General features: G+C 61.0%; 17 protein-coding genes. 1 reads left to right on the top strand and 16 read right to left on the bottom strand.

All coding sequences use genetic code 11. The features are described 5' to 3' along the window. Positions 1–8: 8 nt before the first annotated feature. From arsH to DNK49_RS09535, 15 genes are all read right to left on the bottom strand, one after another. Entirely contained in the window at positions 9–746 is a 738-nt protein-coding gene (arsH, locus tag DNK49_RS09605; protein WP_110524118.1) for an arsenical resistance protein ArsH, read from the bottom strand. Then, positions 724–1,146: an arsenate reductase (glutaredoxin) gene (gene arsC, locus DNK49_RS09600; RefSeq protein ID WP_110524117.1), complete on the bottom strand. Its 423-nt coding sequence runs from the start codon at positions 1,144–1,146 to the stop codon at positions 724–726. The genes arsH and arsC overlap by 23 nt, the downstream gene beginning before the upstream one ends. Beyond that, complete coding sequence (arsB, locus tag DNK49_RS09595) at positions 1,143–2,201, bottom strand: ACR3 family arsenite efflux transporter (protein WP_110524116.1); 1,059 nt, start codon at positions 2,199–2,201, stop codon at positions 1,143–1,145. Before arsB ends, arsC begins: the two co-directional genes overlap by 4 nt. Before the next feature lie 80 nt (positions 2,202–2,281). Further along, positions 2,282–2,620 (bottom strand): ArsR/SmtB family transcription factor, encoded by a 339-nt coding sequence (locus DNK49_RS09590; protein WP_110524224.1) that lies wholly within the window; start codon positions 2,618–2,620, stop codon positions 2,282–2,284. 65 nt (positions 2,621–2,685) lie between these two features. Next, positions 2,686–3,927 carry an organoarsenical effux MFS transporter ArsJ gene (gene arsJ, locus DNK49_RS09585; protein ID WP_110524115.1) on the bottom strand — a complete coding sequence of 414 codons (1,242 nt, stop codon included), beginning with the start codon at positions 3,925–3,927 and terminating at the stop codon, positions 2,686–2,688. 4 nt (positions 3,928–3,931) lie between these two features. Further along, a complete protein-coding gene (locus DNK49_RS09580; RefSeq protein ID WP_110524114.1) occupies positions 3,932–4,975 on the bottom strand; it encodes an ArsJ-associated glyceraldehyde-3-phosphate dehydrogenase in 1,044 nt (347 codons plus the stop codon). 135 nt (positions 4,976–5,110) lie between these two features. Further along, positions 5,111–5,641, bottom strand: coding sequence for an arsenate reductase ArsC (locus tag DNK49_RS09575; protein ID WP_110524113.1), 531 nt, complete (start codon positions 5,639–5,641; stop codon positions 5,111–5,113). Between the two features lie 106 nt (positions 5,642–5,747). Continuing rightward, the gene (gene pstB / locus DNK49_RS09570; RefSeq protein WP_438616899.1) at positions 5,748–6,575 is read right to left on the bottom strand and encodes a phosphate ABC transporter ATP-binding protein PstB; all 828 of its coding nucleotides are present in this window, start codon (positions 6,573–6,575) and stop codon (positions 5,748–5,750) included. 2 nt (positions 6,576–6,577) lie between these two features. Next, positions 6,578–7,951, bottom strand: coding sequence for a phosphate ABC transporter permease PstA (gene pstA / locus DNK49_RS09565; protein WP_110524112.1), 1,374 nt, complete (start codon positions 7,949–7,951; stop codon positions 6,578–6,580). A gap of 3 nt (positions 7,952–7,954) precedes the next feature. Then, positions 7,955–9,331 carry a phosphate ABC transporter permease subunit PstC gene (pstC, locus tag DNK49_RS09560; protein WP_110524111.1) on the bottom strand — a complete coding sequence of 459 codons (1,377 nt, stop codon included), beginning with the start codon at positions 9,329–9,331 and terminating at the stop codon, positions 7,955–7,957. A 121-nt stretch (positions 9,332–9,452) separates the two neighbouring features. Then, positions 9,453–10,484, bottom strand: a complete 1,032-nt coding sequence (locus tag DNK49_RS09555) for a substrate-binding domain-containing protein (RefSeq protein WP_110524110.1) — start codon at positions 10,482–10,484, stop codon at positions 9,453–9,455. Between the two features lie 239 nt (positions 10,485–10,723). Further along, positions 10,724–12,076, bottom strand: a complete 1,353-nt coding sequence (gene glmM / locus DNK49_RS09550; RefSeq protein WP_110524109.1) for a phosphoglucosamine mutase — start codon at positions 12,074–12,076, stop codon at positions 10,724–10,726. 27 nt (positions 12,077–12,103) lie between these two features. Beyond that, complete coding sequence (folP, locus tag DNK49_RS09545) at positions 12,104–12,925, bottom strand: dihydropteroate synthase (RefSeq protein WP_110524108.1); 822 nt, start codon at positions 12,923–12,925, stop codon at positions 12,104–12,106. A 105-nt stretch (positions 12,926–13,030) separates the two neighbouring features. Further along, positions 13,031–14,923, bottom strand: a complete 1,893-nt coding sequence (gene ftsH, locus DNK49_RS09540) for an ATP-dependent zinc metalloprotease FtsH (protein ID WP_110524222.1) — start codon at positions 14,921–14,923, stop codon at positions 13,031–13,033. A gap of 158 nt (positions 14,924–15,081) precedes the next feature. Then, positions 15,082–15,699: an RlmE family RNA methyltransferase gene (locus tag DNK49_RS09535; protein ID WP_110524107.1), complete on the bottom strand. Its 618-nt coding sequence runs from the start codon at positions 15,697–15,699 to the stop codon at positions 15,082–15,084. Positions 15,700–15,739: 40 nt separating this feature from the next. Here DNK49_RS09535 and DNK49_RS09530 point away from each other — a divergent pair, with 40 nt between their 5' ends. Further along, positions 15,740–16,201 carry a YhbY family RNA-binding protein gene (locus DNK49_RS09530; RefSeq protein WP_110524221.1) on the top strand — a complete coding sequence of 154 codons (462 nt, stop codon included), beginning with the start codon at positions 15,740–15,742 and terminating at the stop codon, positions 16,199–16,201. Positions 16,202–16,255: 54 nt separating this feature from the next. On the opposite strand, the gene DNK49_RS09525 is transcribed toward DNK49_RS09530, so the two are convergent. Continuing rightward, entirely contained in the window at positions 16,256–16,717 is a 462-nt protein-coding gene (locus tag DNK49_RS09525) for a DUF4149 domain-containing protein (protein WP_110524106.1), read from the bottom strand. Between the last annotated feature and the right edge of the window lie 3 nt (positions 16,718–16,720).

Here is a 16,720-nt window from a genome sequence, read left to right as displayed (position 1 = left end):
TACGACTGTCAGATCGAGCGCTGGTTCACACGCTGCGACAAGGCCTCTGCACTTTCCTTGCGCTCGCTGTAGCGATCGACCAGATAGGGCGCGATATCGCGGGTCAGCAGGGTGAACTTGAGCAGCTCTTCCATCACATCCACCACCCTGTCGTAGTAGGCAGAAGGCTTCATGCGGTCGTGCTCGTCGAACTCCAGGAAGGCCTTTGCCACCGAAGACTGATTGGGGATGGTCAGCATCCGCATCCATCGCCCAAGCACCCGCATCTGGTTGACCGCATTGAATGATTGCGATCCGCCGCAGACCTGCATCAGCGCCAGGGTCTTGCCCTGGGTCGGCCGTACCGCGCCAACCGACAGCGGAATCCAGTCGATCTGTGCCTTCATGATGCCGGTCATTGCGCCATGACGCTCGGGCGAGCACCACACCATGCCCTCCGCCCATTGGGTCAGCTCACGCAGCTCCGCCACCTTGGGGTGGGTGTCCGGCGCATCGTCCGGCAAGGGCAGACCACTGGGATTGAAGATACGCGTCTCGGCGCCCATGGCGCGCAACAGACGGGCCGCCTCTTCGGTCATCAGACGACTGAACGAACGCGCCCGCAAGGACCCATAGAGCAGCAGGATGCGCGGCGGATGCGTCGACGCCGGCGTCGCACACAGTTGTGCAGGATTCGGGATACGGAAGAGCCCTGCATCGATATTGGGCAGATCGCCAGCAAGATCAGACACGACGCCCCTCCCCATCAACCACCTGTTCGCCGTCTTCCTTGGTGAAGGCACCCCGCTGCGGCTGCGGCAGGATGTCGAGCACCACCTCTGACGGCCGGCACAAGCGGGTACCCAGCTGCGTCACCACAATCGGGCGGTTGATCAGGATCGGATGCGCCATCATCGCATCGATCAGCGCCTCGTCGCTTACAGCCGGATCGGCAAGCCCGAGCTCGCCAAACAACTTCTCCTTGGCGCGCATGATGCCGCGCACGCCCAACCCAGCTGCAGCGATCAACGCGACCAACTGGTCACGCGTCGGCGGGGTCTTCAGATACTCGATGATGACCGGCTCTTCGCCGCTGTTGCGGATCATCGCCAGGGTGTTGCGGGATGTGCCGCAACGTGGATTGTGATAGATCGTGATGCTGCTCATGAACGTGCTCCCTTGCTCAGCGGCCCTTGCCCGGCATGCGTGTGGATGAACCAGTGCGGGGTACGATTGATGATCGCGACCAGCGACAGCATGACCGGCACCTCCACCAGCACCCCGACCACGGTTGCGAGTGCCGCACCGGAGTTGAGCCCGAACAGCGAGATAGCCACCGCCACCGCAAGCTCGAAGAAATTGGAGGTGCCAATCAGGCAGGCAGGCCCGGCGACATTGTGCGGCAATTTCAACACCCTCGCCGCCACGTAGGAGATCGCGAAGATGCCATAGGTCTGCACCATCAGCGGCACCGCGATCATGGCGATCACCAGCGGCTTGTCGATGATGGTCTGCGCCTGGAAGCCAAACAGCAGCACCACGGTGGCAATCAGACCCACAATGGACCACGGCTTCAACTGCCCGACGAAATCCGCTACCGCATGGGGTGACCGGCGCTCAAGCAGATGCCGCGTCGCCATGCCGGCAAGCAAGGGCAGCACCACATACAACACGGTGGACAGCACCAGCGTCTCCCACGGCACGGTAATCCGGGTCACGCCCAGCAAGAAGGCGGCGATGGGGGCAAACGCAAAGATCATGATGATGTCGTTCACGGACACCTGCACCAGCGTGTAATTGGCATCACCCTTAACCAGTTGACTCCACACAAACACCATCGCGGTGCAAGGTGCCACGCCCAGCAGGATCATGCCGGCGATGTACTCGCTGGCCGATTGCGGATCAACCCAGGGCGCAAACAGGTAGTGGAAGAACAGCACCCCCAGCGCAGCCATGGTGAAGGGCTTGATCAGCCAGTTGACCACCAGGGTCAGGATCAGGCCACGTGGCTTGCGCCCCACGTCCTTCACTGCATGCCAGTCGATCTGGATCATCATCGGGTAGATCATCACCCAGATGAAGATGGCAACGACCAGGTTCACATGGGCGAACTCGATCGCCGCAATCCCTTGAAATACACCCGGTACCACCAGACCGAGCCCCACACCCACCAGGATGCCAAGACCCACCCAGACGGTCAGAAACCGTTCGAACAAACCCATATCCGTTCCCGATGCGCCATCCGGCGCAAGATGATTGCAATCGTTACATTACTGGAGCGCACCACGACGTCCGTCGGGCATCAACACTTGAGCCCATCCGCGCACACCCCGCGCGTTTCCTCACAACGCTCTGGCATCCCTTCACAACATTCGGCGGTAAGGTAGTCGATCAGGTCGCGCATCAGCGGCAGATTGGCGCGATAACGCTGATAGCGCCCTTCCTGCTCCACCGACAACAGACCGGCATGGGTCAGCGCCTTCAAATGAAATGAGGCATTGGTCGGCGGCAGATCCAGAGCCAGTGCAATCTCACCCGCCACCAGCCCATCCGGCCCCTTGCGCACTAGCAGACGGAAGACATCCAGCCGGATACCCGAGGACAGCGATTCAAAGACAGCCAGTGCAGCAGATTTTTCCATGATCATTCTCTCGAGCGGCTCAACAGGGTTGCGACGGGCGACACCCGCCTCACGGACGGCACGGATCATGATAGCGGCCGGCCCATCAGCACAAGTCGTGTCGGCAACATCAGCGTAATCAGCCAGCACGCCAGCAGCATCAGCGCGGACCCGCCAAGCGCCCAGCTCAACCCGCCCCACTGGTACAGCACGCCGGATAACAAGGTGCCGATGAAGCGCCCCAGAGCATTGGCAGCGTAATAGAAGCCCACATCCTCCGCCGCCTTCTCAGACCCCGCATACGCCAGGATCAGGTAAGAATGCACCGAGGAATTGATTGCGAACACAAAGCCGAACAGACTCAGCCCTCCGACCACCACCCACTCCAGGTTCGGCACCTCGAACCACACTGCACCCACCAGTGCAGCGGGAATCAAGGCCAGCAACACTGACCAATGGCGTGCCGCCGGCACCTCCTGGCTCAAGCCATCGGCGCTACGCTTCACCACATGTGGCGTCAGTGCCTGCACCACCCCGTAGGCGATCGTCCATGCAGCGAGAAAGGTGCCCACCATGGTGAAGGTCCACCCCGCCGAATACAGGAACACGGGCACGCCGACCACAAACCACACATCACGCGCACCGAACAGCGCCACGCGAGCGGCCGCCAATGCATTGATGCCGGGATTCTTGGCAAACAATTCGCGTACCGAGCGGGAGGCTTTCGCCTTGCCCATCATCGGTGGCAGCGAACTCACCACGCCCACCAGCACCAGCGCAAGCAAGCCGGCCATCGCACACAATGCCCCGCGGAACCCCAGCACCTCCAGCAACAAACCACCCAGAAAGAAACCGATACCTTTCATCGCGTTCTTGCTGCCGGTAAACCACGCCACCCATTTGAACAACTGGCCGGCGCCCTGCTCCCTGGCCTCGGCCTGCGTGACCTTGATCGCTGACTTGCTGGCGGTCTTGGTCAAGTCCTTGGCCACACCGCAGATACCCTGCGCCACCACCACCCAGGCCACCGCCATCGCCGCGGACCATCCGGGGTCGAGCATTGACAGCAACAGAAAACCGGCAATCTGCGTCACCAGCCCCACCGTCAACATGCGTGCAATACCATAACGCGTCGCCAGCCAGCCGCCGATCAAATTGGCCAGCACCCCCGCTGCCTCGTACAGCAGGAACAGGAAGGCCAGCGTAAACGGGGAATACCCCAGACGGTAGAAATGCAGCAATACCAGCATGCGCAACGCGCCATCGGTGAGCGTAAAGCCCCAATAGGCGGCAGTGACAATGGCGTAGTTGCGCGCAGCGTGTTGCATGGCTTCAGAGCCCCCTGGCGTCCATATAGCAGGCCAGGTCGACCATACGGCAGGCATAGCCCATCTCGTTGTCGTACCAGGCATACACCTTCAGCAAGGTGCCATCGGTCACCATCGTCGACAATGCATCGATGATGGCGCTGCGCGTATCGCGGGCGTAGTCGACGCTGACCAGCGGACGCGTCTCATAGCCGAGAATGCCCGCCAAAGGTCCCGCCGCCGCCGCCTCGAACAAGGCATTCACCTCCTCCGCGGTGGTCTCGCGCTTCAGTTCGAACACGCAGTCAGTCAGCGAGGCGTTGAGCACCGGCGCGCGCACCGCATGGCCATTGAGCTTGCCCTTAAGTTCCGGGTAGATCAACGCAATTGCGGTCGCGCTACCCGTGGTCGTCGGCGCCAGACTCATCAGCGAACTGCGGGCACGGCGCAGGTCCTTGTGCGGCGCATCGACCACCAGGTTGGTATTGGTGGGATCGTGAATGGTGGTGATCTGCCCATGGCGGATACCCAGGTTCTCATGCACGACCTTGACCACCGGTGCGAGGCAATTGGTGGTGCACGACGCCGCAGTGACAATGCGGTCACGTGCCGGGTCGTACAGTTCGTGATTGATGCCGACCACGATGTTAAGCACGCCGCCGGTTTTCACCGGGGCAGCGACGATCACCCGCTTGGCACCACGATCCAGATGGCCCTGCAGGGTTTCAGGCGTCAGGAACTTGCCGGTGCACTCCAGCACCACATCCACACCCAATTCCCCCCAGGGGATTTCGGCGGCAGTGGCGTGAGACGAGAAGGACAGCTTGCGTTCGTCGATCCGGATCGTATCCTCGCCCTCGGCACGGATGTCGGCACGCCACTTGCCCTGCACGCTGTCAAAGGCCAGCAGGTGCGCCGTGGCTGCTGCCCCACCCTTCAACTCGTTGAGGTGCACGACCTCGAGCCGGTTGCCCGCACGCGGATCGTCCGCCTGCCGGTCCGCCGCCCCCATCGCCGCACGAAGTGCCAGACGCCCGATACGGCCCATGCCATTGATACCGACTTTCATTCAAACCTCCAATCATTCAAGTTATATCGCAGCATTTGCCGCACGCAGTCGCTGTCATACAGTGCCCAGCCTGGTCGACCAGCAACGATAAGGCGCTTACCGTCGGCCGTTACTCAAGCACACTGCCGCAAGCCTCTACGCCTGCCCGCCCCCGTCCGGTGCGGCGTCAGTCAGCTTGCCGATCTCATCCATTCTTGCCTTCAAGCTGAGCCGGTCGAGACTCTTGATCGGCAGGTTGATGAAAATGTTGATCCGGTTTCTCAGCATCCTGTAGCTGTCGGCAAACGCCAGATAGCGCTCACTCTCGGATCCCTCAACCACCACCGGGTCCGGCACCCCCCAGTGCGCCGTCATCGGCTGACCAGGCCAGGCGGGACACACCTCACCCGCTGCGGTGTCACAGACGGTGATGACGAAGTCCAGCACTGGCGCCCCCTCTGCGGCGAACTCGTCCCAACTCTTGGAGCGCAGACCATCGACCGGGTAGTTCATCTTGCCAAGCATATCGAGCGTGATCGGATGCACCTGCCCACGCGGCATGCTGCCCGCCGACCAGGCACGAAAGCGCCCCAGCCCATCCTGATTGAGAATGGCCTCGGCAAAGATGGAACGTGCGGAGTTTCCCGAGCACAAGAACAACACGTTGTAGACCTTTTCTGAAATCATGCTGACCGCTCCTCATTCCGTGGATACTGCCACAAAATAATTTAACAATTCAAATAATATTGAAATATTGACTAAATACGAGGAGGGTAAACCCCTCCTCCCAGGCTCAACCAAACCGGCCGGTAATGTAGTCTTCTGTCCGTTTGTCCTTGGGGCTGGTAAAGATGTGTGTGGTGTCATCCACTTCCACCAAATCCCCGAGATGGAAGAAGGCAGTCCGGTTCGACACCCGTGCGGCCTGCTGCATGTTGTGGGTGACGATGACGATGGTGAAGTTCTCCGCGAGCTCGGTGATCAACTGCTCCACCTTTGCCGTTGCGATCGGATCGAGGGCCGAACACGGCTCGTCCATCAGGATGACCTCGGGACTCACCGCCACCGCGCGGGCAATACAAAGACGCTGCTGCTGACCACCCGACAGTCCGGTACCCGGCTGATCGAGACGATCCTTGACTTCGTCCCACAGACCGGCGCGAATCAGACTGCGCTCGACCACCTCGTCAAGCTCGGCGCGAGTCGATGCCAGACCATGCAACTTCGGTCCATAGGCAATGTTGTCGTAGATCGATTTTGGAAACGGGTTCGGCTTCTGAAACACCATACCCACCCGGGCGCGCAGCAACACGACGTCAAGCGAACGGTCATAGATGTCTTCGCCATCGAGTTCGATCTTGCCGGTGACCCGGCAGCCGTCGATCGTGTCGTTCATCCGGTTCAGACAGCGCAGGAAAGTGGACTTTCCGCAGCCTGACGGGCCAATGAACGCCAGCACTTCATTCTCGCGAATATCCAGATTCACCCCATGCAGCGCCTCCTTCTCGCCGTAGAACACACGTGCATCACGGGCGGTCATCTTGATCTTTGCTGCGGCGCTCACGCCCACCGTACCTTCAGCAGCGGCCAGGCTTCGTTGCAGGTTGTTTTCCATTTTCATCCTTACCACCTTTTCTCGAATCGCTTGCGCAGCCAGATGGCAAACGCGTTGAGCGTAATCATGACCGACAGCAGCACGATGATGGCTGCAGATGTTCGGGCCTCGAAGAAGTTGCGCAACTCATTGCCTTGCCAGAGATAGATCTGTACCGGCAAGGCGGTCGATTGATCGAAGGGCGTCGCCGGTACCGCAGCGACGAAAGCACTCATGCCAATCAGCAGCAGTGGCGCTGTCTCGCCAATGGCCTGCGCCACGCCAATGATGGCCCCGGTGAGGATGCCAGGCAAAGCCAGCGGCAGCACATGATGGAAGATGGTCTGCATCTTCGATGCGCCGATGCCCAGTGCCGCCTGACGAATGGACGGCGGAATCGCCTGGAGTGCCGAGCGTGTAGCAATGATCACCGTGGGCAGCGTCATCAGCGACAACACCAGACCCCCGACGATCGGCGCCGACAGCGGCATCTTGAACCAGTTGATGAATACCGCAGCACCGAGCAAACCAAAGATGATCGACGGCACCGCGGCCAGGTTGTTGATGTTCACCTCAATCAGATCGGTGAATTTGTTACGCGGCGCGAACTCCTGCAGATAGATCGCACTCGCCACACCAACCGGGACAGCCAGCAGGATGACGATCAGCATCATGTACAGCGAGCCCGCCAACGCCCCTGCAAGCCCGGCCGAAGCCAACGAAGAACGCGAGTCCGTATTGGCAAAAAGTGCCGTGCTGAAACTCATGCGGATGACGTCACGGGCATACAGGTCGTCAGCCCATTGGCGCAACTTGGCCGACAACTGCTGCTGATTGTCAGGCAGATCACGATCAATATTGCCCTTGAGCCAGACATCGATATTGGCGTCGGCCAGCAAGTCCAGCCTGACCCGCTTGCCGATCAGTGATGGGTCGGCCACAACCATGTCACGCAGCCTGAACCGCTCACCGCTGGTCACCAGACGACGCAACTCGGCGCGCGAGTCTGCCGCCTCAGGCACGAACTCGAGCAGCGCGTTCTCGATCAGACGGTTCCAGTTCGACATCGTCAGCTGCGTCTGCCAAGCCATCTCCCGCTCGCGCAGTTGTGCTGCCGACTCACCGGGCAACAAACCTGGACGCTGCTCGACTTCGATGATCTGCGGATCAAAGTAGATTTCGACGGGAATCGTCGCCTGCCAGAAGGCGGGCAAGCCCTTGGCGAGAATGGTCACGAACAACAGTGCAACCATCGCCAGGCCAAAGATCACCCCCGACAATCCCAGTCCGCGAAAGCGCCGCTCAGCTGCGTGGCGTCGTGCAAGCGACTGCTCGACGACCCGGCGCTGCTTGGCCCAGGCCGCCTCTCTATCCTGCAAATTGGTTTGATTCGTCGTATTCACGGCTTACTCGTATTGTTCGCGATACTTACGGACGATGTACAGCGCAACCACGTTCAGACCGAGCGTGATCACGAACAGCGTCAAGCCCAGGGCAAATGCGACCAAGGACTGCGGACTGGCAAAGTCCGTATCACCGGTCAGCTGATTGACGATGGTGACGGTCACCGTCGACACTGCCTCGAAGGGGTTGGCGTGCAAGACCGGACTGTTGCCAGCGGCCAGCACTACGATCATCGTCTCGCCAATAGCGCGGCTGGCAGCAAGCAGAAAGGCGCCCACAATGCCCGGCAGGGCTGCTGGCAGCACCACGTTGCGGATCGTTTCAGACTTGGTCGCACCCAGACCCAGAGAGCCGTCACGCATGGCCTTCGGCACCTGCGTGATGATGTCGTCCGAAAGCGAGGACACGAAGGGGATGATCATGATGCCCATCACCACCCCTGCAGTCAGCGCACTGGTCGCCCGGATGTCGATTCCGATCATCTGACCCAGACCGTGGAAGAACGGCCCGACTGTCACCAGCGCGAAAAAGCCATAAACAATGGTTGGAATCCCCGCCAGCACCTCGATCACCGGCTTGGCCATCGAGCGCAACCAGCCCGGGGCGTACTCGGCCATGTAGATGGCGGTCATCAACCCCACCGGCACCGCAATCAGCATCGCGACGATACTGACCATGATCGTGCCCCACAGCAGCGGAATCAGGCCAAACTGGCCTTGATCACCGGTACCGACGGTGGAGAATCGCGGGTTCCATACGGTCCCGAAAAAGAAATCAAGCGGACTGACAAAGCTGAAGAACTTGGTTGCTTCACCGATCATCGACAACACGATGCCTACGGTGGTGAACACTGCGATGGCAGAGCATGCCACCAAAAGCGCCTTTACAACGCTTTCCACCTGATTGCGCGCCCTCAGGTTGGGCGTGATCCGGCGCAAGGTCAGCACCAGACCTGCCACGCCCAACACCGCCATCAAACCGTACATCGACAGCCGGCCGGTCTGCTGCACGGCGCTCATACGCTCTGCCGCACGCAACTCATACTCAGCTGGTTGATCCGAAACGCCAAAACCGGACGCGATATTCTCGATACGACGGAGCGCCACATTGAGCTGTGATCCATCAGCCGACACCACCTCCGCCGGCAAGTACTCCATCACCGAAGCACGGATGATATTCGGCTCAAATGCAGACCACAGCATGAAGACAGCCAAGGCCGGCACCCCACACCACAGGGCGACGAGCAAACCGTAGTAGCCCGGTCGGGAGTGCATCCGGCCAGGCCCACCCGCGGCGACCGATTTGCTGCGGGCAAGGCCGAACTGATAGGCAAAGCCCATCGTGATCAGCAGCACGCACACCAATAACCAGTTGTTCATTTCAACTCCGAAAGCAGCGCTCGCAAGAAACCCCGGGGAATGCGGGGCACCCCCGGGGCGTGTGCCTAGACACTCGGCGCCAGACGAGGCCCGATCCGGGCCTCAGCAGGACACAAGCCGCTTACTGGACAGCCTTGCCCGCGCGAACGTCAGCCACAACCTGCTTGCGCTCGGCATCCGGCAGCGGAATCAGACCGGCCTTTTCCAGCGGGCTGGCACTACCCGAAACCTGTGCGTTCAGGAAGAACTCGGCATATTCCTTGATACCGGGAATCACACCGATATGCTCGCCCTTCAGATAGAAGTACAGCGGGCGGGAGACCGGATACTCGCCCGTCGCAATGGTCTGCAGGCTGGGCGTGACGCCATTGACAGTCGCCACTTTCAGGCGATCGCGGTTCTGGTCATAGAAGCTCAGACCGAACACACCAACCGCATCCGCCTGCGCGGTCAGGCGAGCCAGGGTCTCGGTGTAATCACCCGCAATCTCGATCACCCGACCGTCGCCGCGGAAGCTGTTGCACACCTTCTTCTGCGCATCCTTCTCCAGCGCCTTCACCTCAGCCAGGGACTCGCAGCCCGGATGCACCACCTTCTCTTCAAACACTTCACGCGTGCCGTGATTGGAAGCCGGGATCACCAGCACGATTTCCTGGTCGGGCAGCGACTTGTCAATCTGCGACCAACGGGTATAGGGGTTCGCAACCATCTTGCCGCCCTGCGGCACCTCCGCGGCACCTGCCAGGAAGACGTGCTGCGGCTTGAGCGCGAAAGCCCCCTTGTCCGAGCGGGAGGCAAACACAATGCCGTCATAGCCAAACTTGACCTCGACGATCTTGTTCACACCGGCCTTCTTGCAGCTTTCGACTTCAGCCGGGCGAATCGGACGCGAAGAGTTGGCGATGTCGATGGTGTTGGCACCCACACCCTGGCAAAACTGACGCAGACCACCCGAGGAACCACCCGAACCGACCACCGGAGTCTTGAACTGGGGAAAGGCGTTGCCGAACTCTTCAGCGACGATACTGGCGAACGGCAGCACGGTCGAGGACCCTGCGATCTGGATGTTGTCACGCGCCAGCGCAGGCGCAGACATCGTGGCAACAAAGGCAGTAGCGAGCGTCACACCGAGTACATGCTTCTTGAGCTTCATTTCGGACTTCCTTTTGATGATGATCGTTTGAAACTTCCCGCATCTCATCACGGCAAAGCCGTGCTGCGAATCGTCAGCACGGAGTCTGAAGCCCCAACATTGCAGGCATGTGACAAGTCAAAATATCGACATGTAGCAACCCGGATTCCCGCCCACTCGTCCAAAGGGCATAAATGAAAAAACGGCAGGATGCGCATTCCGCACATCCTGCCGTCCTGGATGCACGTAGCACCGTAGGCCTATTCCAGCGCACGCTCCACAGCCGTAGCGATGTCCTTGGCCAGGCGATCGACCAGGCCGCCATCCTGGCCTTCGACCATGACCCGCAACAGGGGCTCGGTACCGGAGGGCCGCAGCAACACCCTGCCGCTGTTGGCCAGCGTTTCTTCCGCCGCAGCCTTGGCGCGTGCAATGCCGTCATCGCCCTGCCAGTCGAAACCCAATGGCAGACGTACATTGATCAGGCGCTGCGGATAGAACACCAGGTCTGCGCAGGCCTCGGCCAGGGTCAGGTCACCCTGCTTCAGCGCAGCCAACACTTGCAGCGCCGACACGATGCCATCGCCGGTGCTATGGCAATCCAGGCAGATAATGTGACCAGAGTTCTCCCCCCCGACTTTCCAGCCTTTCTCGTGCAGCAACTCGAGCACGTAACGGTCGCCCACCTTGGCACGGGCAAACGGCACGCCCAGACGCGCCACCGCATGCTCGAAGCCGAGGTTGCTCATCAGGGTACCGACGACTCCGTCCAGGCGCCCCGCGGCCTTACGCGCAGCAGCGATCACATACAACAACTTGTCGCCATCGTAGATCTCACCCTGACGGTCGACCATGATCAGGCGATCACCATCACCGTCCAGCGCAATGCCCAGGTCCGCACTGTTGGTCAACACACATTGACGCAGACTTTCAGGGCGAGTCGCGCCGACGCCGTCGTTGATGTTCAGCCCGTTGGGCTCGACGCCGACCGAGACAACCTCGGCCCCCAGCTCGTGAAACACGCTGGGGGCAATGTGATAGGCGGCACCATGCGCACAGTCGAGGGCAATGCGCATGCCGCGCAGGTCCAGTTCCGACGGAAAGGTGCTTTTGCAAAACTCGATGTAACGACCGGCCGCGTCATTGATGCGGCGGGCCCGACCAAGACGGGCCGAATCAACACACCCCATGGGCTCGTCGAGATGTGTTTCGATCTCGGCCTCCATCGCATCGGGCAGCTTGGTGCCGCCGGCCGAGAAGAACTTGATGCCGTTATCGTAGAACGGATTATGGGACGCAGAGATCACAACCCCTGCCTGCAAGCGGAGCGCACGGGTCAGGTAGGCCACGGCTGGCGTAGGGATCGGCCCGGCCAGCATCACATCAACGCCCGCCGCAGCAAAACCGGCCTCAAGCGCCGCCTCAAGCATATAACCGGACACTCGGGTGTCCTTGCCAATCAGGATGGTCGGGCGCTCACCTGCCGGAAGATGCTCACGCGCGACCAGGGACACCCCTGCCGCATAGCCAAGCCGCATGACGAACTCGGGCGTGATCGGCGCCTCACCCACACACCCCCGAACCCCGTCGGTACCGAAATACTTGCGTCCCATGCGTGCCCCACAGCGTGAAAGCCGCGATTATGACACCGCCTGCCACACCATGAGTGCGTCACGAGTCACGGCAACGTCATGCACACGCACGATGGCCACACCACGCTGCACGGCAACCAGCGCTGCAGCGATACTCGCACTGAGACGCTGATCCACCGGACGGCCCGTGATCGCCCCCAGCATCGACTTGCGCGACAGCCCGGCCAGCACCGGCAGACCGCTCCGGGTAAAGCGCTCAAGATGTCGCAACAGGGCACAGTTGTGCTCCAGGGTTTTGCCAAACCCGAACCCCGGATCCAGCACGATGCGCTCCCGTGCCACCCCTGCCGCCTGCAATTCACTCACCCGCTGGTCGAGAAAGGCGGCAACCTCATCCACAACGTCGTGATAGCTGGGCGCCTGCTGCATGGTGCGTGGCTCGCCCTGCATGTGCATCACGCATAGCCCGGCTCGCCCGTCAGCGACAGCCTCCACCGCACCGGGCGCACGAAAGCCGTTCACATCGTTGATCATGTCTGCCCCCGCCGCCAACGCCGCACGCATCACCCCCGGCTTCAGCGTGTCGATCGATAACGGCACCTTCCACCCGACAAGAGCCTCAAGAACTGGCATCAGCAGATCAAGCTCCTGCTGCTCCGGAACCGCGGCCGCCCCAGGGCGGGTGGATTCCGCACCGAGGTCAAGTATCTCGGCCCCCTCAGCCAAGGCCGCCTCGGCACGGCGCAGGGCCGCATCGCGGTCACCCAGCACGCCATCACCCGAAAACGAGGCATCAGTCAGGTTGATGATGGCCATGATGCGCGGACGGGACAGGTCGAGCTCAAAACGCCCGCAAACAAGTGTCGACATGGGGGAGCTTCCTTCATGAGAACGAACCCTCAAAGGCCCGCCAGAATGGGAAAGGGCCGGCTTGGCCGACCCTTCGGGTTTACTGCTGATGCGTCGAACGGATGTTCAGGCGGCAGGCGCAGCTGCCGTCGGCGCAGCCCCCGGACTGTCGTCACCCGAGCGCGAGGCCGGCGCCTGTGCAGGCTTGGGCGGACGCGGGCTACGGCCATCCATGATGTCATTGATCTGCTCGGCATCAATGGTTTCCCACTCGAGCAGCGCAGCGGTCATGGCCTCGACCTTGTCGCGGTTCTCTTCGAGAAGGCGACGAGCCAACGCATATTGCTGATCAACGATACGACGGATCTCGGCATCCACCTTCTGCATCGTGGCTTCAGACACATTGCGGTGGGTGGTCACCTGACGTCCCAGGAAGATCTCACCTTCTTCCTCGCCATAGACCATCGGCCCCAGCGTATCCGACATACCCCACTGCGTCACCATGCGACGCGCCAGGTCGGTGGCGCGCTGGAAGTCGTTCGAGGCTCCGGTGGTCATCTGCTTCATGAACACTTCTTCTGCAATCCGCCCACCAAACAGCACGGTAATGGTCTGCAGCAGACGCTCACGATCCTGACTGTAGCGGTCTTCGGTCGGCAGCTGCATGGTCACACCCAGCGCACGACCGCGTGGAATGATGGTGACCTTGTGCACCGGATCGGTCTTGTCGAGCAGCTTCGCAACCACTGCATGACCGGACTCGTGGTAAGCGGTGTTGCGACGCTCTTCTTCAGGCATGACCACCGAGCGGCGCTCGGCCCCCATCATGATCTTGTCCTTGGCCCGTTCGAAGTCGTCCATATCGACCAGACGCTTGTTGGCTCTGGCAGCGAACAGTGCGGCCTCATTGACCAGGTTGGCCAGATCGGCGCCAGCAAAACCAGGGCAGCCGCGGGCCAGCACCTGAGGATCGACATCGGGCGCGATCGGCACCTTGCGCATGTGCACCTTGAGGATCTGTTCGCGACCGCGAATATCCGGCAGCGACACGACCACCTGACGGTCGAAACGGCCCGGACGCAGCAGCGCGGGGTCGAGCACATCGGGTCGGTTGGTCGCCGCAATCACGATGACGCCGGTCTGCCCCTCGAAACCGTCCATCTCAACCAGCAACTGGTTGAGCGTCTGCTCACGTTCGTCGTTACCGCCGCCCATACCGGCGCCACGCTGGCGACCGACAGCGTCGATTTCGTCGATGAAGATGATGCAGGGCGCGTGCTTCTTGGCCTGCTCGAACATGTCGCGGACACGTGCTGCCCCAACACCAACGAACATCTCGACGAAATCCGACCCGGAGATCGAGAAGAAGGGAACCTTGGCCTCGCCCGCAATCGCCTTGGCCAGCAAGGTCTTGCCGGTACCGGGCGAACCCACCATCAGCACCCCCTTGGGAATCCGGCCACCCAGTTTCTGGAACTTGGACGGATCGCGCAGGAACTCGACCAGTTCGAACACTTCTTCCTTGGCTTCGTCACACCCCGCAACGTCGGCGAAGGTCACCGAGTTGGCGGATTCGTCGAGCATGCGTGCCTTGCTCTTGCCGAACGAGAACGCGCCCCCCTTTCCGCCGCCCTGCATCTGCCGCATGAAGAAGATCCACACGCCGATCAGCAGCAACATCGGGAACCACGATACGAAGATGCTCGCGAGGAAGGACTGCTCCTCCTCAGGCTTGGTGGCGTTCACCGAGACACCGTAGCGCATCAGGTCAGACACCATCCAGATATCCTGCACGCCAGGCGTGTAGACCGTAATGGTGCGACCTTCCTGGGTGACCGCACGCAACATGCGACCATCGACAGTAGCCTTGGCAATACGCCCCGCCCTGGCCTCCTCCAGAAACTGGGAGTACTCCATGGTGTTTGGCGCTGCCTGACGCGTATTGAACTGGTTGAACACGGTCATCAGCACCACACCGATGACCATCCAGATCGCGAGATTCTTGAAGAGATTGTTCAACGTCTTACCTCGAAAGCCCGGCATGGGCGTGCGTTCTTATTGACTCATTCTAGTGGTGATCGTTCCGGCCGGCAAACCAATGAGCCTGATTAACGCGAACTATCGCGCGAAAACCACGCTCAGGGAGTCCTTGTCACCGCTTGAAACAATATCACCTGTCATCGTAACCGGCTCGCAAGCAAATACACCTCGGCGCTGCGGTCACGCGATGCCTTGGGCTTGCGCACCTGCACCGAAGCGAAGTGGCGCTCCATCTCCTTGCGGAACGCCATGAAACCCTCGCCCTGGAATACCTTGACCAGAAAATGGCCGTGCGAATTCAGGTGTCTGACGGCAAAATCGAGCGCCAGTTCGCACAACATGATCGAACGAGCCTGGTCCACGGTGGCAACGCCCGACAGATTGGGTGCAATGTCCGACAACACGACGTCGACATGGGCGCCGCCAAGACGGTTTTCAAGCGCTTCGAGCACCGAATCTTCAGTAAAGTCTCCCTGCAGGAAGTCCACGCCATGGACTGCCTCCATCGGCAGGATGTCGAGCGCAAACACTTTTCCGGTCGGGCCGCAACGCTGCACTGCGACCTGGCACCATGAACCCGGTGCAGCGCCGAGGTCAACCACCACGCCACCGCGCCTGAGCAGATGTTCGCGATCATCGATCTCCATCAGCTTATATGCCGCGCGTGCGCGATAGCCCTCGGCATTGGCGCGTTGCACATAGGGATCGTTCAGGTGATCGTGCAGCCACGCCTTACTGGTCTTGTTTCGCTTCATCAGAGTAAAATCCGGGTCCTACTGAGGTAATCAAATGTCCATGATCGAGCTGACCCCGGCCCAACGCCGAGAACTCCGCGCCCGCGCGCACCACCTGAGCCCCGTCGTCACCATTGCGGGCAACGGCCTTGCGCCCAACGTCGTCGCCGAGATCGAGCGCTCGCTGCAGGCCCATGAGCTGATCAAGGTGCGCATCCAGGGCACCGAGCGCGACCAGCGCGACGCGCTGATGCTTGAGCTGTGCAACACCCTTGGGGCCGCGCCGGTACAACATATCGGCAACATCCTCGTGGTCTGGCGCGAACGCAAGACCGAAGAAAAGAAGGTTGCCCAGGCCGCACCGGCCAAACGCGCAGCCGGCGCAGCCACCGCAAAGTCCGCGGCGGCCTTTGCTGCAGCAGCCCGCCGTGCGGCACTGATGAAGGCCAGCGCCGAGAAGCGCCGCGCTGCAACGCCCCGCCCTGGCGGCCGTGGCAAACCCGCAGTCGGTCGCGGGCGCTGAGCGTACGCCAGATCGTGCCCCATGCGCTGCGGAGCACTCCGCACGCAGCGCAAATCAGCGTAATACCCGCCTGACACTGAGCACCAGCAACACCCCCAACATGCTTTGGATCAGGTACAGCACGCTGGAAACACCGTGCCAGGTTGCGAAACGGTCCCGGGTTACACTGTCCATCACCTCACGCGGCCAGGCAAGGGCCTTGAGTTCGGCCATCAATGGCTGAATACCGAAATGCCCCACGGCGGTGCACACCAGCAGCACCAGGACCAGCCAGAACACCCCGCTACGAAACGCTTGCCACCCCATCCGCACGCTCAGAAACAGCAACAAGTATGCGGATACTCCCAGGCCGATCCAGGCCACAAAAGTAAACAGACGCCCCGCCACTGCACCCGCCAGCGTTCGATCAGCCAGCATGGAAAACAATGTCGGGGCAACCAGATAACCGACCGCCCACATGGCTCCGACCCATAAGGTCAGCAGCAACAAGGTCAGATGGTCCGCGAGCCGGCTCATCGC

The sequence above is a fragment of the Parazoarcus communis SWub3 = DSM 12120 genome (assembly GCF_003226565.1).
GTDB lineage: Bacteria > Pseudomonadota > Gammaproteobacteria > Burkholderiales > Rhodocyclaceae > Parazoarcus > Parazoarcus communis.
This window is presented reverse-complemented; position numbering and strand designations above follow the sequence as displayed.